Below are 26,390 nucleotides of genomic sequence, written 5' to 3' on the forward strand. Positions count from 1 at the left end.
AACACTGAAGGTGTTTTGGCAACCGATTAAATTACCTTGCCCATTGCGCACGATATTTTGGCGCGTTTCAGTCCGCTTCATTTATCAGCCGGATGTGGTTGCATCGGCTACGCCGGTTGCGCACGATAAAAAACGGTTAAATAGCATTCGCTGCTGTGGGCACCAGGCCCGTTATTCAAAATCGCTAAACCTTGTAAGCTAATTCCGCCCTTGCGTCAAACGCAACCGTGACCAATTCGGGAAAAAACTGTGGGATTCATCATTTGCCGCCAAATTTTTTCAATCACTACGGATGAGACGCGGCGTGATAAAGATCACCAGTTCGCGTCTTTTTTGCTGGCGAACATCGTGGCGAAACAGGGCGCCCAGTAGAGGGATATCCCCCAGCCAGGGAACTTTTGTCCTGCCGGATTCGCTCTGCTGCTGAAATATTCCGCCCAACGCCAGCGTCTGACCATCCTTCAGTATCACCTGCGTGTCAATCTCCTGCTTATCAATAGTCAGTACCTCATTCTCCCCACTACGCATATTGCGCCCAGGGACATTCTGAGAAATATGCAGTTTTAGTAGGATCCGTCCGTTGGGCTGTACCACAGGCGTCACCTCCATTCCCAGCATTGCCTCCTTGAACTCCATCGTGGTAGAGCCGCTGTTACCGGTTGATACTTCGTATGGAATTTCAGTACCTTGCTTAATACTTGCCGTCTGCTGATGTGAAGTAAAAAGCCTCGGACTGGCGATAATATCGGCCTGGTGCTCACTCTCTAAAGCGCTCAATTCCAGCGCTAACAGGCGACCATCCAGTTTTGCCAGGGTAAAACCGGCAACCCCGGCAGGCCGGCCCGTGGCGAGTTCCACACGCAGCTGGCTGGTGCGCAGCGCATCAGACACCTGTGCTTCGCCGCTCATTCCCCAGGTTACCCCCATCTCACGAAGGCTCTCTTCACTGATGGTAACAATCTGCGCCGCCAGCTCGATTTGCGCCAACGGCACATCCAGTTGACGTATCCAGCGTTCGGTTTGCGTGAGCGCTTTCTCGGTATCGCGCAGCAAAAGGCTGTTGGTACGGCTGTCCAAAGTGACGCTGCCGCGCGCCGACATTAATCTTGTACGCTCGTTTTGTAAGCTGGTATTGACCGCTGCTGCATCTGCATGTACCAGCGTCAGGCTCCGATTAAATAGCGGCAGCATCTGTTCCTGTGCTTCCAGCCGGGCTGCCGTTTTGCGTTGCTCCTCCTGTTGCCAGCCTTCGGGAAATGCCAGTAACACATTTTCCTGCTGTTCCATATCGAGCTTGCCGAGCTTGGCCACCAGCCGCAGTGCCTGCCGCCAGGAAACATCTTTTAGCCGCAAGGAAAGTGTGCCTTTTACGCCAGGAGCCACCATCAGGTTAAGCTGCTGGTAGTCTGCCAATGCCTGTAGTACCTGGGCCACCGGGGCATCGTCAAAAGCCAGGCTTAACGGGGCCTGCGCTGCTGACAAAGGGGTAATTAACGCCATCCACAGACAAATTATCCTGAGCATCGTATTGTCCTTTTAGCGCCAGCCGCTGCGGCGGCAGGCAATCCTTAAATGGGATGAGGGTAGCGCTGCGCGCGTCAATGCGGGCGATTCGCCATACTGTTCCGGGCAGTAGATTGCCGGTCTTAAGCCGTAACGCAGCCCCTGCGGAGTCGGTGAGCCAGGCATCATAATGTCCCGATTTGCCGATGACTCCCAATAAGCGCCAGGCGCTATCTGCACCGGTGAGAGGTTGACAATGGCCGGCTGGGGCAGGGAAAAAGGGGTCACGCGCCCGGCTATAAAACATCATCAGCGTCAGTAGCGCGCAGGCGAGTTTAGCTTTCATCAATCAGCTCCATCATCAGGCGCAGCTTCGCCTCTTCACGCTTGAGGCTGAACGCGGGAAAAGCGGGCACCGGCCGCAACTCAGAGAGATAGTTCAGTAGCCCGGCAAACTGGGGCCATTGTAGGGTGACGGCCAGTTTTCCACCGTGTTCGGTCGGATGCCAGTACTCTAACTCCGCGCCGCTGGTAAGGAGCAGAGCAGGCAGAGAGAGATCTACCGCTGTCGCCGGCAGCAACAGCCGTTGTAAACAGTTCACCCGCCGCTGAGAAACGGTCAGCGGTGGTAATACGGCCAGCGACCGTAGCTGCTGCTGATATTGAAGGATGTGCTGGTGCAGCTGCTGTTCCTGCTGCTGCTGCTGACGCCGTGCCGGATAAAGCCAGCCGTACCACAACAGAAACGTGAGCAGCAGAGCCCCCCCACAGAAGCTGGTCAGACGTAACCACCCCGGTTCCAGCTGAAGCCAGGCCATCAGCCAGCGATTATTCATCATTGGGCATTCCGGAAACGACCAGCCGGGCCTGCAGTGTGAATGTCATTTCTCCCCTTTTGACGCGCTCAACCTGTTGCAGCCTCACCGCGTCGAACAGCGGGCTGGCACGTAATCCATCGCGTAGCTGGTGTAATGCACCGATACGGCGAGTCGCTCCCTGCACTTCCAGGCCAAGAGGGGTTTTACGCAATGTATACAGCCATACGTCTGCCGGAAAATCGTGCCCCAGCGTACGGGCAAAGCTCAGCCACAGATCCCACTGCCGTTGACGACGCTGCTGCTGCTCCAACTGCCGTTGCAGGCGGGTGGATTGCTGGGAAGCACTCTGCATCTGGCCCCACAGAGCCACAGCGCTTTTTAATGCCGTATTCCACAATGCCAACGTCGTGACATGCTGCTGATTCAGCCATCGCTGACACTGACCACAGCAAAGCCCGGCGATCAGGATTAGCAGCAGCCCCCCCACAATCAGCCGCCAGAAGGACCAGCGTTTTTTCAGCTCTGCACGCCGCCAGGGCAACAAGTTTACCCAAACCATCAGCAGTCCTCCGGGCGCAGCGCCAGTCCTGTCGCCAGGGCAAAAGCCCCGTCACAGGCAGGTAAAGGTGGCTGGTAGCTGCGCAAAACGCTGAGCGGTGCCAGCGCACGGGTGCCCGCTGGCACCGCTTCCGTCAGCGCTGAGCTGTACCAAACGGTACTGCTATGAGGCAAAAAGCGCCGTTGCAGCTGGGTGAAGTCCTGCGCTTCGGCAAGTGGGCACCAGCCCCAGGGCCGATCGTTTTGCTGAGGCGCATACCATAGCCAGTGATCGCTTAGCCGATGCACCAACGCGGCAGATGCCTCCAGCCCCAGTGTCCGGGCCAGTGCGAACAATGCTGCCGGGGTTAGCTCGAGCACGTCAGGCGTGAGTGAGACCTGCTGCAGGCAGTCCAGCCAGCTTTGCAGGGCCTCCTGACGGGCCGCAGTGACGTACAGCGAGCCCGCCTCATCACCGCTTGTGCGGTAGTCTAAGGCCAGCTCTTCGGGCGCTATGGGGAAAAATCGGCGCGCGGCGGCTATAATATAGCGGCTACGATCCGGTTCACGTAGCGCTGTTGGCGGCGGGGCAAGCTGGCGCTGCATCACCAGCTGCGGTGGAAAGCCAACCCGCAACGAGATCCGGCCAGGTAATTGCCTACGCCAGCGTTGGAGTAATGGCACGAGGGCGTCCGGACGTTGCACCAGGCCATTTCTTAACGTATCTTGCGGCAACGTATGCTGCCACCAGTGACGCAGCTGCCAGCCGTTGCGATGGCGCTGGATGCCCAGAGCACAAAGCTGCCCGTTTTGAATATCCAGCCCGACTTGCCATGTCTTAAAAGCCATTGACGCGATCTCCTTATCGTCAGTTAAAAGGACATATCCAAGGTACTGGCTTGCCTTTATACTACCGCGCGATTGTTTATAAACCGCTCAATCGACTTTAAATGGGAAATATCAGGTGAAGTTCGTAAAGTATTTATTGATCCTTGCAGTGTGTTGCATCTTGCTGGGAGCCGCCTCGATCTATGGTTTGTACAAATATATCGAGCCGCAGCTGCCTGATGTCGCCACGCTGAAAGATGTGCGTTTGCAAACGCCGATGCAGGTCTACAGTGCCGATAACGAGCTTATCGCACAGTACGGTGAGAAACGCCGAATTCCGCTGACTTTGCAAGACGTTCCTCCCCAGATGGTGAAAGCGTTTATCGCCACGGAAGATAGCCGTTTCTACGAGCATCACGGCGTCGATCCGATTGGTATTTTCCGTGCAGCTAGCATTGCGCTGACATCCGGGCATGCCTCACAGGGTGCCAGCACCATTACTCAACAGCTGGCACGTAACTTTTTCCTGAGTCCTGAGCGCACCCTGATGCGTAAGATTAAGGAGGCTTTCCTCGCCATCCGTATTGAGCAGACGATGAGCAAGGATGAGATCCTTGAGCTGTATCTGAACAAGATTTACCTCGGCTACCGCGCCTACGGCGTGGGGGCAGCGGCACAGGTTTACTTCGGCAAAAATGTTGACCAGCTGTCGCTCAGCGAAATCGCGATGATCGCGGGCCTGCCAAAAGCCCCTTCAACGTTCAACCCCCTGTATTCGCATGACCGTGCGGTAGCGCGCCGTAACACGGTGCTGGCACGTATGCTCGACCAGCAGTACATCACCCAGGCGCAGTACAATGAAGCTCGCATGACCCCGCTGGTCGCCAATTATCATGCGCCTGAAATTGCCTTTTCAGCGCCCTGGCTGACTGAAATGGTGCGCCAGGAGATGATCAAGCGCTATGGTGAAAATGCCTATACCGATGGCTACAAGGTTTACACCACCATAACGCGCAAATTGCAGCTGGCGGCCCAGGCAGCGGTGCAGGAAAACGTGATGGCCTATGATATGCGCCACGGCTATCGCGGGCCGGCCAGCCTGCTGTGGAAGCCCGGTGAGCAGGCCTGGAATGATGCGGAAATCGCTAAAAAGCTGAAAACGCTGCCGGTTTACGGCCCGCTGTTCCCGGCAGTGGTCACCGCCAGCGACAACGATGAGGCCCGCGTAATGATGCGCAGCGGCAGCAACGTGGCGTTAAATATTGCCAGCGTGCGCTGGGCTCGCCCATACAAATCGGACACGTTACAGGGCGCTACGCCGCGTTCTGTCAGTCAGGTAGTACAGCCGGGCCAGCAGATTTGGCTGCGCCAGGTCGACAACAGCTGGCAGCTGGCACAGGTGCCGGACGTCAACTCCTCGCTGGTCTCGCTCGACCCGCATAACGGATCGGTACGCGCCCTGGTGGGCGGCTTTGACTTCACCCTGAGCAAATTTAACCGTGCTACCCAGTCCTTGCGTCAGGTCGGTTCGAATATCAAGCCGTTCCTGTATACCGCGGCGATGGATCGTGGCCTGACGCTCGCCTCGATCCTTAACGATGTGCCTATTTCGCGCTGGGATGCCGGTGCCGGTGCAGACTGGCGGCCAAAAAACTCGCCTAACACCTATTCAGGCCCTATCCGCCTGCGCCAGGGCTTAGGTGAGTCGAAAAACGTCGTGATGGTGCGCGCCATGCGGGCTATGGGCGTTGACTACGCTGCCGAATATTTGCAGCGCTTCGGCTTCCCGGCACAGAATATTGTGCATACTGAATCACTGGCGCTGGGCTCTGCGTCCTTTACGCCATTGCAGATGGTGCGCGGCTACTCGGTAATGGCAAACGGCGGTTTCCTGGTTGACCCCTGGTTTATATCGCGTATAGAAGATGAGATGGGCAATAAGCTGTTCGAGGCCCAGCCCAAAGTGGCCTGCCCGGAATGCAACCTGCCGGTTATCTACGGAGAAACGCAAAAGGCGGTGGCGTTAAGTGAGGACAGCATTGAAAACGTGGCGGTCTCACAAGAAGGCAACAACCTTGCCGTACCACAGCCCCAGCTGGAGCAGGTTCCAGGGACGCAGAGCGGCGAGCAGCAGTATGCGCCACACGTGATCAACACGCCGCTGTCGTTCCTGATCAAAAGCGCATTGAACTCGAATATCTTTGGTGAACCGGGCTGGATGGGAACCGGCTGGCGTGCCGGGCGTGACCTGAAACGGAATGATATTGGAGGTAAAACCGGCACCACCAACAGCTCGAAAGATGCCTGGTTCTCCGGCTACGGGCCTGGCGTGGTGACATCGGTATGGATCGGCTTTGACGACCATCGTCGTGACCTGGGGCGTACCACAGCATCTGGCGCTATCAAAGACCAAATCTCTGGCTACGAAGGTGGAGCGAAAAGTGCGCAGCCCGCCTGGGACGATTATATGAAGTCCGCGCTGGACGGCGTACCGCCACAGCCGCTTACGCCTCCAGAAGGCGTGGTGACGGTCAAAATCGATCGTAGTACTGGCAAACTGGCTAACGGCGGCGGCAACACGCGCGACGAATACTTTATCAACGGCACTCAGCCAACCGAGTATTCCGTGCATGACGTTGGCACCACGCTGACAGACAACGGCGAGAGCCACGAGCTGTTCTAGCCTCCCAGAAACAGACAGCCCCGGCGATTGCGCTGGGGCCGTCTGTCCTGTTCGTCGCTAACGGCAAGCGTCCTGTCATCCAGATAGCTCAGTAGCTTAGACGCTCCTGCCCGATCAGCCACTCGCGCACCAGGAACAGGGCACTGACGTTACGCGATTCGCGAAAATCGGGCTCTTCCAGCAGCGCCAGCAGATTATTCAGTGGCCAACGCAGCTGCGGCAGCGGCTCCGGTTCATCCCCTTCCAACTGCTCCGGGTACAAACCTTCCGCCACCACAATATTCATTTGGCTGGAGAAATAAGAGGGGGCGGTGGTCAGTTTCCCCAGCGTTTGCAGCTGATGTGCGCCAAAACCGATCTCTTCTTTCAGCTCGCGATTTGCTGCAGCAAACGGCGTCTCACCGGGATCGATCAGGCCTTTTGGAAAACCCAGTTCGTAGCTTTCGAGCCCAACGGCATACTCCTGGATGAGGATAAGGTGGTTGTCTATGATTGGAACAATCATCACGGCCTCACGGCCTGAAGAACGCATACGCTCATACACTCGACGTGCACCGTTACTGAATTCCAGGTCGACCGCTTCGATGGTAAACAGTTTCGATCGCGCCACGGTCTCAACGTTGAGGATGTCAGGTTTCTTGAGTTGTCTGGTCATAATAGCCCCAGCTGAAAGCCGAAAATAAATGTCATTCCCCATCGTTATCGGGGATGACCGTGTCAGGTCGCGTCACGCAACGGTCGCAAAAGTAAAGTGTCGATGTTGAAGCAAACTACAGGCCACTCTGGGCCTCCGGCAAAGCTGAATACAGAGAGCCGCCTCGCAGGGCAAGCTCTGGAACGCTACGGACACAGTACCTGTTCCATTGTGCGGCAGCCTGAGCAAAAAACCAATCATCGCACAAATCAGTTAGGTCATTTATAACAAATCGTTGTTAATATAAGGGAATATTTTTGAACGATGTCAACCAGCCGGTTCATAAATAGGAATAGGCCGATACTTTGCAATCTAAATGCTTGATAACATGGACTCGCCATGATATTGAACTATGCTAAATTTATGATTTCTAGTGCTATTTTCAATACGCCGTTGGTGGCCAACGCGATTGAAGCTCGCCACGTTTGGTTTGAATATGACCACAGTCTTACGCGAGAACTATGACAGGAGCATCGTGGCAGGAATGAGGGAAGCATGAGCACAATAGTCATCATATTGGCTGTAATGCTGGCCTGTCTGATAACGGCGGGTTGTTTCTTTTGGTACGCTATGCGGCATCGCCCGCCATTGGCGAAACCACTGCCATTTATCAGTCCCCCCCACCGTAAATTGAACGCTGAAGAGCACGCGGCGGTTGAGCACTACGTCAAACAGCAGGCTATCCACAGCCACGCCACACCACTCAGCGGTGCCAGCAGAGCCCCCGCTCCGCTGGTATTGACCGCGCAAAGCAAGAATGTTTACCCGGTTACCCGCGCCATTACCCGCTACGGGCTCACCACGGATGAACCTTATAAATGGCGCTATTATCTTGATACGGTAGAAGTACACCTCCCCCCTCTTTGGGAGCAGTACATTGCGGAAGAAAACTACGTTGAGCTGATCAAAACGCAAACCATTCCGCTGGTTATTTCTTTGAACGGGCACTCGCTTACCCAGTACCGTATGGAATCTCCGGCCCTGGCATCTCTGGTGCCTGCCCCCGGACAGAATGCCTCTATCCGTAAAGAGGAAGGCGAAAATGTTGAACTGCTCAGCGTTCGCAAAGAGACCCTTGAAGAATATGCGCTAAGCCGCCCCGACGGCACCCGCGAAGCGCTGATCGTTGGCGTCGGTCTGTTGGTACTGTTTATCAGCCTGATTGCGCCACTGATTGTTATGCCTTGGCTAACGCTGGCAGGCCTGACGACGATCGCGGTCAGTAGCTGGCTGCTCTACCTGCGCCCGAAAGAAGATCATTTTCGTGAAATTCACTGCTTGCGTGGTACGCCAAAGCGCTGGGGATTGTTTGGAGAATCCAACCAAGGCCAGGTCAGTAATATTTCGCTTGGTATTCTCGATCTGAATTATCCGCCCCACTGGCAAAATTACATCGACCGCGACCTCGGCGAAACCACCGACATTGATATTAATCTGAACCATCAGGTGGTGCGCCAGGGGCGCTTTCTGTCACTGCATGACGAGGTGAGTAATTTCCCCCTTCAGCGCTGGCGCAAAAATGTGGTGCTGGCCGCCGCCTCACTGCTGGTACTGGTGCTGCTGATCGGCTGGATCCCGCTCTGCATGCCGCTTAAATTGAGCATGGCCTGGATCAAAGGCGCTAAAAGTTTGGAAGTGACCCAGGTGACGCAATTATCCAACGCCTCGCTGCGTGTCGGCGACAGCTTGACCTTGAGCGGCACCGGCATGTGCTCCATTCCGGCCAACTACCAAAACAACCGCAGTTACGCCTTTATGCCATTTGATTGCTCGGCAATGTACTGGAATGAAGCCGAACCGCTTCCATTGCCGCAATCTGATATTATCGATAAGGCCAGCGCCTTGCTGGATACCACCAGACGGCAGCTGCATCCCCTGAACAACATCGACCCGAAACTGAACCCGCATCTGGCAACCGCTATCCAGAAATCGGGCATGATCCTGCTGGATGATTTCTCCGATATCGTGCTCCGCACCCAGCATTTATGCAGCCAGGATCAGGATTGCATGCGGCTGAAGAATGCGCTGGTGAATCTCAGCAATGCGAAAGACTGGCAAACTCTGGTGCGTAACGCGAACTCCGGCGAGCTAAATGGCATGAACGTATTACTACGTCCGGTCAGTTCGGAAGCGCTGGAAAACCTGGTCAATACGGCGACCTCATCCTTCTTCTATCGTGAAACGCGTCGGGCGGCGGAGGCGCTTAACAGCCCACCTCCAGGCGGTTTCCTGATTATCAACGATGAAGGCCGGCCTTTGGTGAAGTACTCGCCTCCGGCAGCGTCACTGTTCGATCTTGATGCACCGGAGCAATGGCCTGAACTGCAGCGGCTGGCAGGTATGCTGCTGCAAACGCCGTTTAGTGCCAGTGGCATTATCACCAGCATCAGCACCGATGCCAACGGCACTCGCCATATTGCCTTACACGGCGCGCCGGGCAAAATGACGTTATGGCGCTACCTCGGCAGTAGCCTGCTGCTGCTGGCGCTGTGTCTGACTCTTGCAGTCAATAGCTGGCTGGCGCTGCGCCGCATTCACCGCAATCGCCTACGTCTGATGGAAATTCACCAGTACTATGAAAAGTGTTTTAACCACACTTTAGGCGATATCAAGCCGGTACGGCCACGTTTCTGAGCCAGCCACATCTGTGCTATTTTTAAAGCAGACAATCTGGCTCTCCTACCCGAAATAATCTGAATTCTTAGCGCGTGAGCTATCCGCCGCAAGGTGCCTTGATTTATCGCGCATCACCCATACATAGGGTATTCCCAAAGGACTCGATACGATGAGAGATAAACCCAGCGAAGGGGTGCGACTCGATAAATGGCTTTGGGCCGCACGCATCTATAAAACCCGCGCCGCCGCGCGTGAAATGATCGAAGGCGGCAAGGTTCATTATAACGGCCAGCGCAGTAAACCCAGCAAGCTGGTAGAAGTTGCGGCCAGCTTAACGCTGCGCCAGGGCAACGACGAGCGTACCCTGGTGATTGCAGCCGTCAGCGATAAACGTGGCCCTGCGCCAGAGGCTCAACGGCTATACAGCGAAACGGCAGAGAGTATTGAGAAGCGGGAAAAGGTGTCTCTGGCGCGAAAAATGAACGCGCTCAGCATGCCCCACCCTGACCGACGCCCGGACAAAAAAGAGCGTCGTGACCTGATGAAATTTAAACATTCTGGCGACGAATAACGCCATATCAGAGAGAAAACCTATGTCCCAGCAAGACCAGATGCACCGTTACCTGTTTGAAAACCATGCCGTACGTGGCGAACTGGTCACCGTTTCCCAGACGTGGAATGAGATCATTCAGGGCCACGACTATCCACAGCCGGTGCAGCAGATCCTCGGTGAGCTGCTGGTCGCCACCAGCCTGCTGACCGCCACCCTGAAATTTGATGGTGATATAACGGTTCAGCTACAGGGGGACGGTCCTCTGAAGATGGCGGTGATTAACGGTAACAATCGGCAGGAAATGCGCGGCGTGGCGCGGATGCAGGGTGAAATCGCCGAGGGCAGCAGCCTTAAAGAAATGATTGGCAATGGCTATCTGGTGATCACCATTTCACCTGAAGTTGGCGAACGTTATCAGGGCGTGGTGGGTCTTGAAGGCGATACGCTTGCGGCCTGCCTGGAAGATTACTTTATGCGTTCTGAACAGCTGCCCACGCGCCTGTTTATCCGCTCCGGCGAAGCCGAAAAGGGGTTGGGCGCGGGCGGCATCCTGCTACAGGTACTGCCTGCTCAGGACGCCAGCCTGGATGATTTTAACCATCTGGCGACGTTAACCGAAACGATTAAAACTGAAGAGCTGCTCGATCTGCCAGCCCACGATGTCCTGTGGCGTCTCTATCACCAGGAAGAAGTGACGCTGTTCGACCCGCAGGCGGTTAGCTTCAAATGTAGCTGTTCACGCCAGCGCTGTGGTGAAGTTCTGCGCACGCTGCCGCCAGAAGAAGTGGATCAAATGCTACAGGAGGATGGGCATATCGACATGCACTGCGACTACTGCGGCAATAATTATGTGTACGATGCGGTCGATATTGCCGCTCTGCGCACTGATTCTGCGGACAACGACCGACAGGTTCATTAAGCACCAGGGCCGGATAGCTTCCGGCCCGTTTATCTCTCTTCCGCACGCCTGGTCACTTGGTTATTAATGCAAAAAAACGCCCTGATAGACGGTCAGATTTAGCCCTTTCCCCGGCGAAGAAACTACAGTTTCTGACAATTCACGCCTGAATCTTCTCAGTTATTTAGCCGCACAAATGTAAATGGTCATGTTGCATTTCAGTTAATCACGCGCTGCTTCTCATTTCTTCCGTTTGCCTCTTTTTCTTCAAACTGACAAGTGTACACTGCGCGCCATCGTAACAACCCCGTATATCACCCTGGGTTAGCACGTCAAGGACCTGAAACTCCCCCTACAATTTAATGTGCAGTACAAAAAAAACCGAGAAGGAGCAGTAACATGGGCAATAACGGCCTGACCCCGCAGGAACTCGTCGCTTATGGCATCACTGATACGGTTGAAGTCGTTCATAACCCTGATTATGACATGCTGTTTAAGGAAGAAACCCAGCCCGGTCTGGCCGGTTATGAGCGCGGTATTGTCACGGAGTCGGGCGCTGTCGCGGTGGATACCGGCATCTTTACCGGCCGCTCACCGAAAGACAAGTACCTGGTGCGCGATGAAACCACCCGTGACACGCTGTGGTGGAGCGACCAGGGTAAAGGCAAGAATGACAACCAGCCGCTCACGCAGGAGACCTGGCAGTCGCTTAAATCATTGGTCACGCGCCAGCTATCCGGCAAGCGTCTGTTTGTCGTCGATACCTGGTGTGGCGCCAATCCCGACAGTCGTTTGAGCGTGCGCTTTATTACCGAAGTGGCCTGGCAGGCACATTTTGTGAAGAACATGTTTATCCGCCCGGACGATGCAAGCCTCGCCAGCTTCAAGCCCGACTTCGTGGTGATGAACGGCGCAAAATGCACTAACCCTGACTGGCAATCACAGGGGCTGCACTCGGAAAACTTCGTTGCCTTTAACCTGACGGAGAAGATCCAGCTGATCGGTGGCACCTGGTACGGTGGCGAGATGAAGAAAGGGCTGTTTGCCATCATGAACTATCTGCTACCGCTGAAGGGCATCGCTTCTATGCACTGCTCGGCCAATGTCGGTGCTGATGGCGACGTCGCGGTCTTCTTTGGTCTCTCCGGCACCGGAAAAACCACCCTGTCCACCGATCCGCAGCGCCAGCTGATCGGCGACGACGAGCACGGCTGGGATGATGACGGCGTATTCAACTTCGAAGGCGGCTGCTACGCCAAGACCATCAAGCTGTCGCCACAGGCGGAGCCGGAGATCTATCAGGCCATCCGCCGCGATGCCCTGCTGGAAAATGTGGTGGTGCGCCACGATGGCTCCGTCGATTACGACGATGGCAGCAAGACCGAGAACACCCGCGTTTCCTATCCGATTTACCATATCGATAATATCGTCAAGCCGGTTTCCAAAGCGGGTCATGCGAAAAAAGTGATCTTCCTGACCGCCGATGCTTTTGGCGTACTGCCCCCGGTTTCACGCCTGACCGCCGATCAAACCCAGTACCACTTCCTGTCCGGCTTTACCGCCAAGCTGGCCGGCACCGAGCGCGGCGTGACCGAACCAACGCCAACCTTCTCCGCCTGCTTCGGCGCGGCATTCCTGACGCTGCACCCAACGCAGTATGCTGAAGTGCTGGTGAAACGGATGCAGGCGGCAGGCGCAGAAGCCTGGCTGGTCAATACCGGTTGGAATGGCAGTGGGAAACGCATTTCGCTGAAAGAGACCAGGGCAATCATTAACGCCATTCTTAGCGGTGAGATCGCCCATGCGCAGACTTCGACCCTGCCGATTTTCAATCTGGAAATGCCGGATTCACTGCCTGGCGTAGACGGGAAACTGCTTGACCCGCGTAACAGCTACCCCAGCGAGGCGGCATGGGAAGAGAAGGCGCGCGCACTGGCACAGCGCTTTATCACTAACTTCGATAAGTTTACCGATACGCCTGCCGGCGAAGCCCTGGTTCAGGCCGGGCCGAAGCTTTAAGGGATAGTAAGGCATGCGGGTCGGCCTGTCCTGGGCCGACCCGCTTTGACTTATGCCATCGGTCCTGCTGGCAGGCTGACCTGCGGCAGCGGCAGATAAGCCCGAATACGTAATCCGCCCTGTTCACTGCTGTCGATCTCCAGCGCCCCGTGATGGGCATCAACAATACGCTGTACTATTGCCAGCCCAAGTCCGGTGCCGCTGGTACTGCGGGCGCTGTCACCGCGCACAAACGGCTGCAGCAGGTGCTGTAACTGATCCGGTTCAATGCCCGGCCCGTTATCCTCTACCTGGAACCACGCGCGCTGTAGCTCGCGCCCGGAGCTGACTTTTATCCAGCCGTTACCGTAGCGCGCGGCGTTCACCACCATATTCGCCACCGCGCGTTTTATCGCCAGTGGGTTAATATCGACCATCAGCTCGCCGGGCAGTACCGCATTTTCAATCTCACGTTCGTAGCCGCTTTCTGCCGCAACCACCTCGCCCAGCACGCTGTTCAGATCGGCACGCTCGAACTGCATCTCCTGCCCGGTGCGCAGATAGTCGATAAACTGCTCAATAATGGCGTTACACTCTTCGATATCTTTATTGATCGACTCCGCCAGATAGCCATCCTGCTCCGCCATCATTTCAGTGGCCAAACGGATGCGCGTCAACGGGGTACGCAAATCATGGCTTACCCCGGCCATCAGCAGGGTACGGTCATCGGCCAGCTGCTTCACGCCGGATGCCATTTGATTAAACGCCCGCGTAACGGAGCGCACCTCAGAAGCACCATACTCACGCAGCGGAGGGGGAATATTGCCTTTACCTACCTGCAAGGCCGCATGTTCCAGCTCCACCAGCGGGCGGTTCTGAATGCGGATAAATAGCCAGGCACCGCCTATCGCCAGCAGCATTATCGCCAGCGTATAACGGAACAGCGGAGAGAAGTCGCCCTGATGGATCTCGGTTAGCGGCACGCGCACCCAGATATCCGGCGACAGCCAGGTTTTCAGCCAAACCACCGGTGAGTTCTTATTCACCTCCACGCGCACATCGGTCGGGCCGCCAAGCTGCTGCCCCATCTGCTGGCTCAGGAATTCATAGTGCTGCGCCCAGCGTAATCCGCTCTCATCCGCCGCCGCGTTGGTATACAGCGAAATACCTAACTCGCGGTAAATTTCACGACGAAATGCCGGTGGCACTTCCAGCTGGGTGCCATCTTCCAGCTGTAGCCGGTCGGTCATCAGCATACGTACTTCATAAGCCAGCACTTTATTGAACTGCTGCAAGCTCGGCAGGATCGCAAAGTTCAGCACCACCAGATAGGTCGTTACCAGGCTGACGAACAGCAGGGTAACGATCAGCAACAGCGTGCGGGCAAAGGAACTACGGGGAGAGAAGCGGAGTCGCCTCATGCTTTACTGCCGTCCGGAACGAAGACGTAGCCCAGACCCCAAACGGTCTGAATGTAGCGTGGATGGGCAGGATCTTCTTCCACCATACGGCGCAGACGGGAGATCTGCACATCAATGGAGCGCTCCATTGCACTGTACTCACGACCGCGCGCGAGATTCATCAGCTTGTCACGCGACAGCGGTTCACGCGGGTGACTAACCAGCGCTTTCAGCACCGCAAACTCGCCGCTGGTCAGTGGCATCGGCTCATCTTCGCGGAACATCTCACGCGTACCCAGGTTCAGTTTGAATTTGCCGAAGGCAATCACCGCCTCTTCCTGTGAAGGCGCGCCCGGCAGCTCATTGGCCTGACGGCGCAGCACGGCGCGGATACGGGCCAGCAGCTCACGCGGGTTAAACGGTTTGGGAATGTAGTCATCCGCGCCGATTTCCAGACCGACAATACGGTCAACCTCTTCCCCCTTCGCCGTAACCATAATGATCGGCATCGGGTTGCTCTGGCTGCGCAGACGGCGGCAAATGGACAGGCCATCTTCGCCGGGCAGCATCAGGTCCAGCACCATCAGGTGGAAGGATTCGCGCGTTAACAGACGATCCATCTGCTCCGCGTTTGCCACGCTGCGCACCTGAAAGCCCTGTTCGGTCAGATAACGTTCCAGCAGTGCGCGCAGACGCATATCGTCATCGACCACCAGAATTTTGTAGTTTTCTTGCATTTCGCTACTCCCAAAGGCGCTATTGCCTGAGTCTGTATTTTCAAAAAAGATGCCTGAATGTAACAGTCAATTATGGTTTATATTGTAGCTGAAATTGTTACAAAGCATATTAAACAGCAGCTTATCATGCGTTACCCGGCCAAAAACCTTTTTAATTGACCCGGCCCTGCAACGGTATTTCCCAAGACAAACAACCAGTAACGTCATGGAAAAATGGGCAACCGCGTATTTGCATCCCTGCACCCAACGCCACACAATAGCGGTAAAACCAGATAAAAAGATGGCTGACGATGAAAACCAAACTGATTACACGCGAAGGCTACAATTTGCTCAAGCAGGAACTGGATTTTCTCTGGCGCGAAGAGCGCCCGGAAGTGACCAAAAAGGTGACCTGGGCGGCCAGCCTCGGTGATCGCAGTGAAAATGCCGACTACCAGTACAATAAAAAACGCCTGCGTGAAATCGATCGCCGCGTGCGCTATCTGACCAAATGTCTCGAGCAGCTGCGTATTGTCGACTACTCACCGCAGCAGGAGGGCAAAGTTTTCTTTGGTGCCTGGGTCGAGGTCGAAAATGACGACGGCGACATCAAGCGTTTTCGTATCGTCGGTTACGATGAGATTTTTGGCCGTAACGACTATATCTCTATCGATTCGCCGATGGCACGCGCCCTGCTGAAAAAAGAGGTTGGCGATGCCGCCACCGTCTTGACTCCGGCAGGCGAAGCGCTGTGGTATGTTAACGACATCCGCTACATAGCACAGCCCTGATTTTCCACGCCAGCACGCACCGCCGCCCGCCAACATCCGGTAATCTGAAAGTGAAACCGCGTCTGGCATTATGCGGCGGCAGTCCGTATAACTGGTGCCAATTTCTCAAGCCATTAAAGTATCAAAACATGATGAAAGATTCGCTAAGTCGCCTGATTGCAAATGAGTTGCAGGCCAGAGAAGAACAGGTTGAAGCCGCCGTTCGCCTGCTGGACGAAGGAAATACCGTGCCGTTTATCGCACGTTATCGTAAGGAAGTGACCGGTGGGTTAGATGATACCCAGCTGCGCCAGCTTGAAACCCGTTTGGGTTATCTGCGCGAACTGTCCGATCGCCGCCAGTCGATTCTGAAATCGATTGCCGATCAGGGCAAGCTGACCGATGAGCTGGCCAGCGCCATCAATGCCACGCTCAGTAAAACCGAGCTGGAAGATCTTTATCTACCGTACAAACAGAAGCGCCGCACACGCGGGCAGATTGCCATCGAGGCTGGCCTGCAACCGCTGGCCGATACGCTGTGGCAGCAGCCGGAAAATCACCCGGAACAGCTGGCAGCAGAGTATATCAGCGCGGATAAAGGCGTTGCCGACAGCAAGGCCGCCCTTGACGGGGCGCGTTATATTCTGATGGAGCGCTTCGCGGAAGATGCCGGCCTGCTGGCTAAAGTGCGTGACTATCTGTGGAAAAATGCCCATCTGGTCTCCCGTGTGGTTGAAGGGAAAGAAGAGGAAGGCGCAAAATTCCGCGACTACTTTGACCATCACGAAGCGCTGTCGACGGTGCCCTCTCACCGCGCGCTGGCGATGTTCCGTGGCCGCAACGAAGGCATCTTACAGCTGGCGCTGAATGCCGACCCGCAGTTCGATGAGCCGCCGCGTGAAAGTCACGGTGAACAGATTATCAGCGAACACCTCAACCTGCGTCTGAATAACGCCCCGGCAGATAGCTGGCGCAAGGCGGTGGTGAGCTGGACCTGGCGTATCAAGGTGCTGCTGCATCTTGAAACCGAGCTGATGGGCAGCGTGCGCGAACGGGCGGAAGACGAGGCGATTAACGTCTTCGCCCGCAACCTGCATGACCTGCTGATGGCCGCTCCGGCCGGGATGCGTGCCACGATGGGCCTCGATCCGGGTCTGCGTACCGGGGTGAAAGTCGCGGTCGTGGATGCAACCGGGAAGGTAGTGGCCACCGATACCATTTATCCGCATACCGGCCAGGCGGCGAAAGCGGCCGCCGCCGTGGCGGCGCTGTGCACGAAATATCAGGTTGAGCTGGTTGCGATCGGCAACGGCACCGCCTCACGCGAGACCGAGCGTTTCTACCTCGACGTGCAGAAGCAGTTCCCCCAGGTACAGGGGCAGAAGGTGATCGTCAGCGAAGCGGGCGCATCGGTCTATTCCGCTTCCGAGCTGGCCGCGCTGGAGTTCCCCGACCTCGACGTGTCGCTGCGTGGCGCGGTGTCCATCGCCCGTCGTTTGCAGGATCCGCTCTCCGAACTGGTGAAAATCGATCCAAAATCGATCGGCGTTGGCCAGTATCAGCATGATGTCAGCCAAAGCCAGCTGGCGAAAAAACTGGATGCGGTAGTGGAAGACTGCGTGAACGGCGTCGGGGTCGATCTCAACACCGCCTCGGTGCCGCTGCTGACCCGGGTAGCGGGCCTGAGCAAAATGATCGCCCAGAATATCGTTAGCTGGCGCGACGAGAATGGCCGTTTCCAGAATCGCCAGCAGCTGCTGAAGGTGGGCCGTCTTGGGCCGAAAGCCTTTGAGCAGTGTGCCGGCTTCCTGCGCATCAGCCAGGGCAATAACCCGCTGGATACCTCCACGGTTCACCCGGAGGCCTATCCGGTGGTCGAGCGCATTCTTGCCGCTACCGAGCAGGCGCTGAACGATCTGATGGGAAATCCTGCGGCCCTGCGCGACCTGAAAGCCGTGGACTTCACCGACGAGCGCTTCGGCGTGCCGACCGTCAGTGACATTATCAAAGAGCTGGAAAAACCGGGTCGCGATCCGCGTCCAGAGTTTAAAACCGCGCAGTTTGCTGACGGTATCGACACCATGAGCGACCTGCTGCCGGGGATGGTGCTGGAAGGATCGGTGACCAACGTCACCAACTTTGGTGCCTTTGTTGATATCGGCGTTCATCAGGACGGCCTGGTGCATATCTCGTCGCTGGCCGATAAATTTGTCGATGACCCGCACAAGGTGGTGAAAGCGGGAGACATTGTTAAAGTGAAGGTGATGGAAGTCGACCTGCAACGCAAACGCATTGCCCTGACCATGCGCCTTGACGAGCAGCCGGGGGAAACCAACGCCCGGCGCGGCGGTACGCAAAACGCGGCTAATGAGCGCAATAATGCCCGTCCGGCCAGGGCCGGTAACAAGCGCCCTGCCGCCCAGAGTGCGGGAAACAGCGCGATGGGTGATGCGCTGGCAGCCGCCTTCGGCAAGAAAAACTAGTCTGACCGGGCTGGCCTGTCGGCCCGCCCTTTGTCACCCATACCTTTTTATCCGCCGTCACCGCTTATTTCTCCCTCCCCGCCAGTCTTGTCAGGTTGTGATTTTAGTATGGGATTTGAGGGCAAGAACGGACGGGGTGCTGCAATGGTCTCTGGTGTTCGGTTCGGCATAAAGCCACATCATGCTACTTTTTTAGTCCTTGATCTGATCCGGCTGGGACAATCGTTGAAAATGGTGACAGAGAAAAAAGACATCCCCCATACAGCATATTTTCGTCTGAAAAAGCGTACCAATTAAGTTGGCAGTTTTTCTTGCCATAGATATTTTTGGCCGAATAAAATGAATGCTAAAGTAGCATTTTTATTTATGGAGTTAACGGGAAATATCAGTCCAATATCTGATGGCTGCTACCCAATGGAAGGGGAATAAGGATGAGTATAAGAAGCGAAATCATTGATGGCAAATTGGCACAAAGAAGTTCATACGGATTGATATATACGGAAGTATTGGGCTGGGTGGATCTCGGACATGCGCAGGGCACAGACATCCGAAATTTGTGGGCGCAAATGCTGCGTGGTGAATCCCAAAGCAGACCAACTTATGATGTTACCTATAAACAATCGATGATTGGCCTTAAACATCGTCTAACGGTCGGGAAATCAATCACCTGGCGTCTTAAAAAAGGCCTGCCACATCATCAAAAGCAAAGCATTGCTCTTGCCATGATGATGACAGTGGCCCGAAGATTCGAAGGGCTTCAGGGCTCTTTCCCATTCAGTTGGGCTACAGATAGCGGATTCAGCGGCGAAGACCTGGTATCGGACCTACTCGGCTTTTACCGGGTTATGTCGTGTATGAATAACGTGTTCAGCTACCTGAAACCGGTAAGCAAGGAAGAGGCTTTAAAACGGTGGGACCATTACGGAAAAATAGGCTCGTGGAAAAATGAAATGTTCAAACCGCTGCTATTCCCTAACCCGGCCCATTTCCCTAACGGCAGACCACACTTTGGGCAATTACCAAACTTCATGAAAACCGTCACGCCTTATAACAGGTGGACATCTGAAGATGTCGGTGTTGTTGACCCTAATCGGGGCTTTATCCATTTTGACAGGGGAGAACCACGGGCATGAAAAAGTCACTAAAAATTATGCTGGCCGTTCTGATGATATGCGTAATGGGTCTTTTTTATGGCTTGCAATATCTCAGCATGGAATTCACTGACGGTGCTGATTACACGGAACAAGATAAGCGGGAGTATGATTATTACACTCCAGAATTGCTCAAAAATATGCCTCGCGTTAGTAACGTCTACAACTTCCATTACAGCAATGTGTCCGGACCCAATCCCGCACTGATTTATCAGGCGAGTTTTTCCGGTACAACGGATACAAGCAAAATTGACACCTACCTGAAAAAAAACGGGTATGAAAAAACAGGAATGTGCAATATAAACGGAAATTGCTGGATCGGAAAAAATCCCAATATAACCGTGTCGGTGGGTATTGAGGAGATCCCGAGCATCATTCGTGTCGAGATGGTAGATAAGGCAGGATACAATTGACGAGATTTGGCCAGGAATAGCGAAAGACCCAACTCACTAACCTTCGCAAGCCCGGCTGATGCCGGGTTTCTTAAAGAATGCTCAAACACAACCTCAGAACATTATTTTCAATAAAAAAAGTAAATTAAACTTTTAGCATGGTTTTTTACATCAGTGGGCCTCAAATCCCATGATCAGCATCTACAGTGAGAAATCATCGCTGAATTTTCGCCTGTGGCAACCCTCCCTCCTCTGACCACCAGAGTTGCCGCCAGTGCACCTGTCATCTGAAGCGTCATGGATAAAGATAATGAATATTATCAATAGATTAATCGGCGAGATTTACGGTTCCACCTTCCCGTCAGGACACCTGCAACGGCTGCACGCCCTGATTGCCGCTGCCCGCACGGGGATTCACCCGCCGCGCAAAGCGCACTGGGATGAAAAGGACGTGGTGCTCATCACCTACGCGGATCAGGTTCGTGAAGATAACACCCCCACCCTGACCACCTTCTCGTGCTTCTACCGGCAGTATTTGCAGGCCAGCTTTAACCTCGTCCATCTGCTGCCCTTTTTCCCCTCGTCGTCAGACGATGGCTTTGCGGTGATTGACTATCACCAGGTGAACCCGCCCTACGGCGGCTGGCAGGAGATCGCCGACCTGCATCAGCACACGCGCCTGATGTTTGACTTCGTCTGCAACCATATGTCCGCACACAGTTCCTGGTTTAGCCACTATCTGGCGCAGGATGTCGGCTGGGATGATTTTTTTATCAGCCAGCCACCCACCGCTGATTTATCTGCGGTGACCCGGCCACGCACCTCACCTTTGCTCACGCCGTTTGTGCTGGCAGACGGAAAGACGCGCTTTATCTGGACCACCTTCAGCGCCGACCAGGTCGATCTGAATTATGCCAATCCCGACGTACTGCTCAATATGGTCAGGGTGTTGCTGGATTATTTGCAGCGGGGAGCAGATTATCTGCGGCTGGATGCGGTGGGCTATATGTGGAAGACACCGGGAACGTCGTGCATCCATTTGGAGAAAACTCATCTGCTGGTGAAGCTGTTCCGCGCCATCATCGATAAGGTGGCCGCAGGCGCGGTGTTATTGACCGAAACGAACGTGCCGCATCGTGACAATATCCGCTATTTCGGCAACGGCCGCGACGAGGCGCAGATGGTCTATCAGTTTCCGTTGCCGCCGCTGGTGCTGCACGCCATCCACCGGGGATCGTCACGCGCACTGCGCCATTGGGCTTCCTCACTTGACGGCGGCGGCGGTAGCACCACCTTCTTTAATTTTCTTGCTTCTCATGACGGTATCGGCCTGAATCCTCTGCGCGGCATTTTACCTGAAGGCGAAATCATTGCCCTGGCGCAAGATCTGGCGCAAGAGGGAGCGCAGATCTCCTGGAAAACGGATACTGACGGCACCTCCAGCCCCTACGAAATTAACGTCACCTATCTGGACGCGCTGAATAAACAACAGGATAGCGATGATACCCGCCTGCAACGTTTTCTGCTGGCTCACGGGCTGCTGCTGGCTTTTCCTGGCGTGCCGGCGGTCTACGTGCAGAGTATTCTCGGCTCGCGCAATGATATCGAGGGCATGAAGGTGACAGGACAAAACCGGGCGATCAACCGTCAAAAATATGCGCTGTGCGATATCCGCCGGGCGCTGGCGACAACGGGCTCGTTACGCCAGCGGATCTATACCGCGCTCAGCCAGCTGATTCAGGTGCGTAAGGGTCAGCCTGCCTTCCACCCGGACAATCCCATGCGACTTGTCGACAGCGATGACACGCTGTTGGTAATGCAAAGGCAGGCGAAAGACCCACAGGATACGCTGTGGTGCGTGTTCAATGTGAGCGCCAGCACGGTCAGCTACCGTCTGCCTGAACCGCGCGACTACCACGATGCGATCGGCGGCGAAAAAATCGATGGTAAGCAGGATATGGCGCTGGGCGCATGGCAGTTTCGCTGGCTCAGGGCCTGAAACCGCTCACTGTTGAGCAGGGCAGCGCCGGCATGATGCCTATGCCAGCCGCCGGTTGGCTAAAGCAACGTGTCGCTAAAGGCGATGACCTGCTCGCAGAACGCCTCCGGGTGGGAGATAAACGGCGCGTGTGCCGCACGGGCAATAATATGGCTGCGGCTAGTGGGCCAGGCCGCGTCGAGTAACGGCGCGATTTTGCGCGGCACCAGCCCGTCGAGCGCGCCGTACAGGCGCAGCAGCGGCATCGTTAACCCCTGCATCGCCTGACGCAAATCGGCGGTACGCAGGATCTCCAGACCGCCGTTGAGCACCTCTGCCGTCGGCATCGGCTGCTCAAGCACCACGCTTTTCAACATGCGGGCATCCTGACGGGCGCTGTCGCTTCCCAGCGTTTGCAGCGCGAGAAAACGCTCAACGGTGCGCTTAAAATCCTCACGCAGCTGCTGCTGGAAGCCGCTGAGCGTTTCCGTTTTGATCCCCGGCCATTCGGGCTGCGCGCTGAAGCAGGGCGATGAAGCCACGCTAATCAACCCGCTCACCCGCTGCGGATGGCTCAGCGCCAGCTGGCTGGCCACCAGGCCACCCAGCGACCAGCCGAGCCAGATGGCCCGCTCCGGGGCCTGGGGCAAAATGGCCGCCACCATGTCATCTAACGTCATCGCCGGGTATCCCTGGCTGCGACCGTAGCCGGGCAGATCCACCAGATGCAGACAAAAATGTGCGCCGAGTCGCGCGCTGATGTTATGCCACACTGCGGCATTCAGCCCCCATCCGTGCAGCAGCACAAGATGGCGATCGCCCTGCCCGATAGTCTCCCAATGAAGCGCCGTCATGGGTTATGGTCCTGTTATTTGCCAGTGAGGTCACCATGCTATCAATACCGGCAGGCTGTTGGCTATGCGCGATGCCGCTGGCCTTCGCCATACACGGGCTGTGCAACGTCTGTCTGCGTCTGCTGCTGGTGCGTTCTGCCTGCTGCGCACGCTGCGGCCTACCCTCATACGCCGCCGCTTATGACTGCGGTCGCTGTCTGCGCCGTCCTCCGCCGTGGCAGCGTCTGATTGCCGTATCGCCGTGGCAACCGCCGTTAAGCCAGCTGGTTAACCGACTAAAATTTTATTGCGACACCGCACTTGCGGCCACGCTGGCACGGTTATTACTACTACGCTGGTTACAGCGGCGTCATGAAAGCGGGCTTCGGCGTCCCGATTTACTGCTCACGGTGCCGCTGCATCATCACCGGGCCTGGCGGCGTGGCTATAATCAGTTAGAAGACATGGCGCATCGCCTTGCACACTGGATTCCATGTCGCTATCTGCCTGATGCCCTCAGGCGGGTACGAGGCGGAAAAATTCAGCACCGGCTGGGCGCGCTGGCGCGGCGTAAAAATCTGCGCGGGGCTTTCCGCCTTGAAACAGCGGTGCGTGGCTACCATATTGTTCTGCTTGATGATGTCCTCACCACGGGCAGTACCGCAGCGGAAATCAGCCGCATTTTACTGGCCAGCGGCGCTGCCAGCGTCGAGATATGGTGCCTGTGCCGCACCTTGTAGAGCAGCGGTGATGGGCGTATTATAACCAACGAAATTAGTCAACTATTGAGCAATCGCCATGATCCTAATTACCGACTCTGCACAAGAGCACTTCGCAAAACTGCTGTCAAAGCAGGAAGATGGCACCCAAATTCGCGTATTCGTTATTAATCCGGGTACGCCTACCGCCGAATGCGGCGTTTCCTACTGCCCACCCGATGCGGTAGAAGCAACCGATACTGAACTAAAGTTCGACAAGCTGTCGGCGTTTGTTGATGAGCTGAGCGCCCCTTATCTGCAGGATGCTGAAATCGACTTTGTTACCGACAATCTTGGTTCTCAGCTGACGCTGAAAGCACCCAACGCCAAAATGCGTAAAGTCAGTGACGATGCCCCGCTGATCGAGCGCGTAGAGTATCTGTTGCAGGCGCAGATCAACCCGCAGCTGGCCAGCCACGGTGGTAAAGTTTCTTTAATGGAAATCACCGACGAGGGTTACGCCATCCTGCAATTTGGCGGCGGCTGCAACGGCTGTTCAATGGTCGATGTCACCCTGAAGGAAGGCATCGAGAAAGAGATGCTGGCCGCGTTCCCGGAGCTGAAAGGCGTGCGCGATCTGACCGAGCACCAGCGCGGTGAGCACTCGTTCTACTGACAGAAAGTGCGGGGCCGACATTCCGGCCCCTCCTCATGCTTTTCCCTCGCATGGCCCCCCGGCAGCACGTTATAAAAACACTAATAGATATCGAATATCAGGCTATTATAATTACCGCCTGCCGGGTTCAGGCTGTATCTTTCTGGCGAACAAAATCCCGTCAGGTTACCTTCCCCATATAGCCCTTCGGCAAAGATAAAGCTGTTCTTATTTGAAAAATAGCCATTCCCGGCATTGTTCAGGGATTGTGCATTAACAATATTAATTTTGCTTCCACCGGTGCAGTGGAATCCGTCACCGCCATTATCTTGACTCGTGGCGTTAAAACCTGATATCACGCCCATCATGTCGCATTTAAAACCATCGCTGGTATTCTTTTCGCTGACCACATTGGTAATATCAATAAGAGAGTGTCTGTCACTCAGAATTCCCACGTTGTTATTAACGGAGAGTGAGCCGTTTGCCCCGATAAAACCGTTGTACGTCGCATAGATACCCGCCTCATTAAAACTGAATGTGGAACCATATTCGCCAATCGCGTTGCATTCAATACTGCCGCCCCAGGATAAAACGCCATACAGATTAAAAGAGGCAGAAACGCCATGAGCCCATACGCTGCCGCTGGACAGGGCATAATAACCCGCCTTTAAATTGTTATTGGAAATGGCATATTCACAGGATAAAAAACCGCCGGACTCAGCACAAAATCCGAAACCCAGCCCTTCAGGATCGTGAGCCGTATCGTAAGCTTCGGCACAGGAGACTTTCATGCTGGCAGCAAAGGCATGAAACGCCGCATCACCGGCGTTGTATACCTTGATCCCACCGCCCTGCTGACCGTTTTTAGGGTCTGTTTCATTAGTAATGAAAGCGCCGTTCATGGCCCTTATGCCGTAATACATTTTTTCAATTACGATCTCCGCGCCTAAAACAACCATGCTGTTTACCGCCCTGATCCCAGAACCGTAGCTGTTATCATGCCATTGTCCCTTACTGATAAAGCCGCTCTCTCCCCTGATCGTAAAGCCATTAAGCCATGATATACCGCAGCCGTTGCTAAATAGAAAACCATCGACATTATTTCTGTTATCAACCTTGATAACACATTTAGAAGGATCGGATTCATTCCCTCTTATCGTCAGTCGGTCTGAATATATCACTTCAGATTTGATGGGGGAGGCGATCTCATACTCACCGTCAGAAACTAAGATATCTACCCCCGAAACGATGACCTTAGCTTTCAGAAAATCAAGCGCCTGCTGGATAGTTGCATATTGCTCAGGAACCCGAAGGGATAATCTGTCATAAATATAATCATCACTCATATTCACCTCGAAAAAAAATTCATCAAGGCTGATGCTTAACCCTGGGATTCTCATAGATTCAGCCGTTCTGAATTTATGCCATGACTTTCCAGGCATCAGCGTAAATACATCATCGTCTCACTTAAAAAAAGGGGCAATGGTATTCTTACCGTGGGCAGCAAATTACCAGGCGGCTTAACGCCATCCGTAGAAGAATTCTGTTTATTTGACTAATAAAATCATTACACATCTGGCTTATCCATTTTTTATGGCTGAACGCCTATAACAACGCAAAAAACGCCATACGCAAAGAGAAAGCTTTTGGATAAACAATCACACAACAAAAAAAATGAAATATAACAAGGGAATGTTGTATGGCAATGAAAACAACGAAAAAAAATACCATCACCTTTATCAGTCATTAATTATTCCTTCACCTGTAACCGATCGTTGAAAAATTTCACTCATACGGTCAGTACTTCAACCCTAAAAGAGATCAGGTGAAAATTTATGATGCGTTGCCCAATATGTAATAAATCAGCCCATATACGAACCAGCAGATATCTCTCAGAGCAAACAAAGGAGTCATACTATCAGTGCCAGAACATCACCTGTTCGTGCACTTTTAAGAGTATTGAGAGCATTTCAAAAATTATTTCATCCCCATTACAAAACCAGGAAGTCAATTATGTGGCAACGGGCCAGGTGAAAACCAGGGGGATGGAGGCTGAAAAAATGCGTAACGATGGCAATAAGTGATAATCCGGTGGTCGATAGTGTTTTTTTAAATATGGCCATATTTAAAAAAACAATGAGCGCAAAAAAATGGATGTAAGATCCTGATAAGGCCCTATTGAGGGC

General features: G+C 54.6%; 23 protein-coding genes. 13 read left to right on the forward strand and 10 right to left on the reverse strand.

Annotated features, from left to right (window positions below):
• Positions 1 to 279 precede the first annotated feature (279 nt).
• Genes hofQ through pilM form a run of 5 tightly spaced genes read right to left on the reverse strand, consistent with a single transcriptional unit; the run spans position 280 to position 3,707 of the window.
• Positions 280 to 1,524: a DNA uptake porin HofQ gene (gene hofQ, locus ETA_RS17235; protein WP_042959190.1), complete on the reverse strand. Its 1,245-nt coding sequence runs from the start codon at positions 1,522 to 1,524 to the stop codon at positions 280 to 282.
• Positions 1,445 to 1,849, reverse strand: a complete 405-nt coding sequence (locus ETA_RS17240; RefSeq protein WP_012442884.1) for a HofP DNA utilization family protein — start codon at positions 1,847 to 1,849, stop codon at positions 1,445 to 1,447. The genes hofQ and ETA_RS17240 overlap by 80 nt, the downstream gene beginning before the upstream one ends.
• Positions 1,839 to 2,339 (reverse strand): HofO family protein, encoded by a 501-nt coding sequence (locus tag ETA_RS17245; protein ID WP_012442885.1) that lies wholly within the window; start codon positions 2,337 to 2,339, stop codon positions 1,839 to 1,841. The genes ETA_RS17240 and ETA_RS17245 overlap by 11 nt, the downstream gene beginning before the upstream one ends.
• Positions 2,332 to 2,880: a PilN domain-containing protein gene (locus ETA_RS17250; RefSeq protein WP_012442886.1), complete on the reverse strand. Its 549-nt coding sequence runs from the start codon at positions 2,878 to 2,880 to the stop codon at positions 2,332 to 2,334. The genes ETA_RS17245 and ETA_RS17250 overlap by 8 nt, the downstream gene beginning before the upstream one ends.
• Entirely contained in the window at positions 2,880 to 3,707 is an 828-nt protein-coding gene (gene pilM / locus ETA_RS17255; RefSeq protein WP_012442887.1) for a pilus assembly protein PilM, read from the reverse strand. The genes ETA_RS17250 and pilM overlap by 1 nt, the downstream gene beginning before the upstream one ends.
• A 115-nt stretch (positions 3,708 to 3,822) precedes the next feature.
• On the opposite strand from pilM, the gene mrcA reads away from it, so the two are divergent.
• Positions 3,823 to 6,369 carry a peptidoglycan glycosyltransferase/peptidoglycan DD-transpeptidase MrcA gene (gene mrcA, locus ETA_RS17260; RefSeq protein WP_012442888.1) on the forward strand — a complete coding sequence of 849 codons (2,547 nt, stop codon included), beginning with the start codon at positions 3,823 to 3,825 and terminating at the stop codon, positions 6,367 to 6,369.
• Between the two features lie 88 nt (positions 6,370 to 6,457).
• On the opposite strand, the gene nudE is transcribed toward mrcA, so the two are convergent.
• Complete coding sequence (nudE, locus tag ETA_RS17265) at positions 6,458 to 7,024, reverse strand: ADP compounds hydrolase NudE (protein ID WP_012442889.1); 567 nt, start codon at positions 7,022 to 7,024, stop codon at positions 6,458 to 6,460.
• A 534-nt stretch (positions 7,025 to 7,558) separates the two neighbouring features.
• Here nudE and ETA_RS17270 point away from each other — a divergent pair.
• The 4 genes from ETA_RS17270 to pckA all read left to right on the forward strand — a co-directional run bounded on the left by ETA_RS17270 (position 7,559) and on the right by pckA (position 13,149).
• Positions 7,559 to 9,697: an IgaA/UmoB family intracellular growth attenuator gene (locus ETA_RS17270; RefSeq protein ID WP_012442890.1), complete on the forward strand. Its 2,139-nt coding sequence runs from the start codon at positions 7,559 to 7,561 to the stop codon at positions 9,695 to 9,697.
• Between the two features lie 151 nt (positions 9,698 to 9,848).
• Positions 9,849 to 10,250: a ribosome-associated heat shock protein Hsp15 gene (gene hslR, locus ETA_RS17275; protein WP_012442891.1), complete on the forward strand. Its 402-nt coding sequence runs from the start codon at positions 9,849 to 9,851 to the stop codon at positions 10,248 to 10,250.
• A gap of 22 nt (positions 10,251 to 10,272) precedes the next feature.
• Complete coding sequence (gene hslO / locus ETA_RS17280; RefSeq protein WP_012442892.1) at positions 10,273 to 11,151, forward strand: Hsp33 family molecular chaperone HslO; 879 nt, start codon at positions 10,273 to 10,275, stop codon at positions 11,149 to 11,151.
• Between the two features lie 378 nt (positions 11,152 to 11,529).
• Positions 11,530 to 13,149, forward strand: a complete 1,620-nt coding sequence (pckA, locus tag ETA_RS17285) for a phosphoenolpyruvate carboxykinase (ATP) (RefSeq protein WP_012442893.1) — start codon at positions 11,530 to 11,532, stop codon at positions 13,147 to 13,149.
• 50 nt (positions 13,150 to 13,199) lie between these two features.
• Here pckA and envZ read toward each other — a convergent pair whose 3' ends face one another.
• Both envZ and ompR read right to left on the reverse strand, forming a co-directional pair.
• A complete protein-coding gene (gene envZ, locus ETA_RS17290) occupies positions 13,200 to 14,549 on the reverse strand; it encodes a two-component system sensor histidine kinase EnvZ (RefSeq protein WP_012442894.1) in 1,350 nt (449 codons plus the stop codon).
• Positions 14,546 to 15,265 carry an osmolarity response regulator transcription factor OmpR gene (gene ompR / locus ETA_RS17295; RefSeq protein WP_001157751.1) on the reverse strand — a complete coding sequence of 240 codons (720 nt, stop codon included), beginning with the start codon at positions 15,263 to 15,265 and terminating at the stop codon, positions 14,546 to 14,548. The genes envZ and ompR overlap by 4 nt, the downstream gene beginning before the upstream one ends.
• A gap of 290 nt (positions 15,266 to 15,555) precedes the next feature.
• Between ompR and greB the strand changes: the two genes are divergently transcribed.
• The 5 genes from greB to ETA_RS17325 all read left to right on the forward strand — a co-directional run bounded on the left by greB (position 15,556) and on the right by ETA_RS17325 (position 22,039).
• A complete protein-coding gene (gene greB, locus ETA_RS17300) occupies positions 15,556 to 16,035 on the forward strand; it encodes a transcription elongation factor GreB (protein WP_012442896.1) in 480 nt (159 codons plus the stop codon).
• Positions 16,036 to 16,163: 128 nt separating this feature from the next.
• Positions 16,164 to 18,497, forward strand: a complete 2,334-nt coding sequence (locus ETA_RS17305) for a Tex family protein (RefSeq protein ID WP_012442897.1) — start codon at positions 16,164 to 16,166, stop codon at positions 18,495 to 18,497.
• A 431-nt stretch (positions 18,498 to 18,928) separates the two neighbouring features.
• Entirely contained in the window at positions 18,929 to 19,630 is a 702-nt protein-coding gene (locus ETA_RS17315) for a hypothetical protein (protein WP_012442898.1), read from the forward strand.
• Positions 19,627 to 20,061: a hypothetical protein gene (locus ETA_RS17320; RefSeq protein WP_012442899.1), complete on the forward strand. Its 435-nt coding sequence runs from the start codon at positions 19,627 to 19,629 to the stop codon at positions 20,059 to 20,061. The genes ETA_RS17315 and ETA_RS17320 overlap by 4 nt, the downstream gene beginning before the upstream one ends.
• 289 nt (positions 20,062 to 20,350) lie before the next feature.
• Entirely contained in the window at positions 20,351 to 22,039 is a 1,689-nt protein-coding gene (locus ETA_RS17325; RefSeq protein ID WP_012442900.1) for a sugar phosphorylase, read from the forward strand.
• 59 nt (positions 22,040 to 22,098) lie between these two features.
• On the opposite strand, the gene bioH is transcribed toward ETA_RS17325, so the two are convergent.
• The gene (gene bioH, locus ETA_RS17330) at positions 22,099 to 22,872 is read right to left on the reverse strand and encodes a pimeloyl-ACP methyl ester esterase BioH (protein ID WP_012442901.1); all 774 of its coding nucleotides are present in this window, start codon (positions 22,870 to 22,872) and stop codon (positions 22,099 to 22,101) included.
• Between the two features lie 35 nt (positions 22,873 to 22,907).
• On the opposite strand from bioH, the gene gntX reads away from it, so the two are divergent.
• Positions 22,908 to 23,591: a DNA utilization protein GntX gene (gntX, locus tag ETA_RS17335; RefSeq protein WP_407919835.1), complete on the forward strand. Its 684-nt coding sequence runs from the start codon at positions 22,908 to 22,910 to the stop codon at positions 23,589 to 23,591.
• A 58-nt stretch (positions 23,592 to 23,649) separates the two neighbouring features.
• On the forward strand, positions 23,650 to 24,225 hold the full coding sequence (nfuA, locus tag ETA_RS17340; protein WP_012442903.1) for a Fe-S biogenesis protein NfuA: 576 nt from the start codon (positions 23,650 to 23,652) through the stop codon (positions 24,223 to 24,225).
• 80 nt (positions 24,226 to 24,305) lie between these two features.
• Here the strand turns inward: nfuA and ETA_RS17345 are convergent, their stop codons facing one another.
• The gene (locus ETA_RS17345; RefSeq protein ID WP_157861822.1) at positions 24,306 to 25,550 is read right to left on the reverse strand and encodes a hypothetical protein; all 1,245 of its coding nucleotides are present in this window, start codon (positions 25,548 to 25,550) and stop codon (positions 24,306 to 24,308) included.
• Positions 25,551 to 26,039: 489 nt separating this feature from the next.
• On the opposite strand from ETA_RS17345, the gene ETA_RS19750 reads away from it, so the two are divergent.
• Positions 26,040 to 26,288 (forward strand): ogr/Delta-like zinc finger family protein, encoded by a 249-nt coding sequence (locus ETA_RS19750; protein ID WP_083772854.1) that lies wholly within the window; start codon positions 26,040 to 26,042, stop codon positions 26,286 to 26,288.
• Positions 26,289 to 26,390: the final 102 nt, after the last annotated feature.

Origin of the sequence: Erwinia tasmaniensis Et1/99, from assembly GCF_000026185.1 — a bacterium.
In the GTDB taxonomy this organism is placed as follows: domain Bacteria; phylum Pseudomonadota; class Gammaproteobacteria; order Enterobacterales; family Enterobacteriaceae; genus Erwinia; species Erwinia tasmaniensis.

Coding starts and splice junctions, on each gene's coding strand:
- hofQ (WP_042959190.1), bottom strand. CDS start 1,524: ATGCTCAGGATAATTTGTCTGTGGATGGCGTTAATTACCCCTTTGTCA.
- ETA_RS17240 (WP_012442884.1), bottom strand. CDS start 1,849: ATGAAAGCTAAACTCGCCTGCGCGCTACTGACGCTGATGATGTTTTAT.
- ETA_RS17245 (WP_012442885.1), bottom strand. CDS start 2,339: ATGAATAATCGCTGGCTGATGGCCTGGCTTCAGCTGGAACCGGGGTGG.
- ETA_RS17250 (WP_012442886.1), bottom strand. CDS start 2,880: ATGGTTTGGGTAAACTTGTTGCCCTGGCGGCGTGCAGAGCTGAAAAAA.
- pilM (WP_012442887.1), bottom strand. CDS start 3,707: ATGGCTTTTAAGACATGGCAAGTCGGGCTGGATATTCAAAACGGGCAG.
- nudE (WP_012442889.1), bottom strand. CDS start 7,024: ATGACCAGACAACTCAAGAAACCTGACATCCTCAACGTTGAGACCGTG.
- ETA_RS17270 (WP_012442890.1), top strand. CDS start 7,559: ATGAGCACAATAGTCATCATATTGGCTGTAATGCTGGCCTGTCTGATA.
- hslR (WP_012442891.1), top strand. CDS start 9,849: ATGAGAGATAAACCCAGCGAAGGGGTGCGACTCGATAAATGGCTTTGG.
- hslO (WP_012442892.1), top strand. CDS start 10,273: ATGTCCCAGCAAGACCAGATGCACCGTTACCTGTTTGAAAACCATGCC.
- pckA (WP_012442893.1), top strand. CDS start 11,530: ATGGGCAATAACGGCCTGACCCCGCAGGAACTCGTCGCTTATGGCATC.
- envZ (WP_012442894.1), bottom strand. CDS start 14,549: ATGAGGCGACTCCGCTTCTCTCCCCGTAGTTCCTTTGCCCGCACGCTG.
- ompR (WP_001157751.1), bottom strand. CDS start 15,265: ATGCAAGAAAACTACAAAATTCTGGTGGTCGATGACGATATGCGTCTG.
- greB (WP_012442896.1), top strand. CDS start 15,556: ATGAAAACCAAACTGATTACACGCGAAGGCTACAATTTGCTCAAGCAG.
- ETA_RS17305 (WP_012442897.1), top strand. CDS start 16,164: ATGATGAAAGATTCGCTAAGTCGCCTGATTGCAAATGAGTTGCAGGCC.
- ETA_RS17315 (WP_012442898.1), top strand. CDS start 18,929: ATGAGTATAAGAAGCGAAATCATTGATGGCAAATTGGCACAAAGAAGT.
- ETA_RS17320 (WP_012442899.1), top strand. CDS start 19,627: ATGAAAAAGTCACTAAAAATTATGCTGGCCGTTCTGATGATATGCGTA.
- ETA_RS17325 (WP_012442900.1), top strand. CDS start 20,351: ATGAATATTATCAATAGATTAATCGGCGAGATTTACGGTTCCACCTTC.
- bioH (WP_012442901.1), bottom strand. CDS start 22,872: ATGACGGCGCTTCATTGGGAGACTATCGGGCAGGGCGATCGCCATCTT.
- gntX (WP_407919835.1), top strand. CDS start 22,908: ATGCTATCAATACCGGCAGGCTGTTGGCTATGCGCGATGCCGCTGGCC.
- nfuA (WP_012442903.1), top strand. CDS start 23,650: ATGATCCTAATTACCGACTCTGCACAAGAGCACTTCGCAAAACTGCTG.
- ETA_RS17345 (WP_157861822.1), bottom strand. CDS start 25,550: ATGAGTGATGATTATATTTATGACAGATTATCCCTTCGGGTTCCTGAG.
- ETA_RS19750 (WP_083772854.1), top strand. CDS start 26,040: ATGATGCGTTGCCCAATATGTAATAAATCAGCCCATATACGAACCAGC.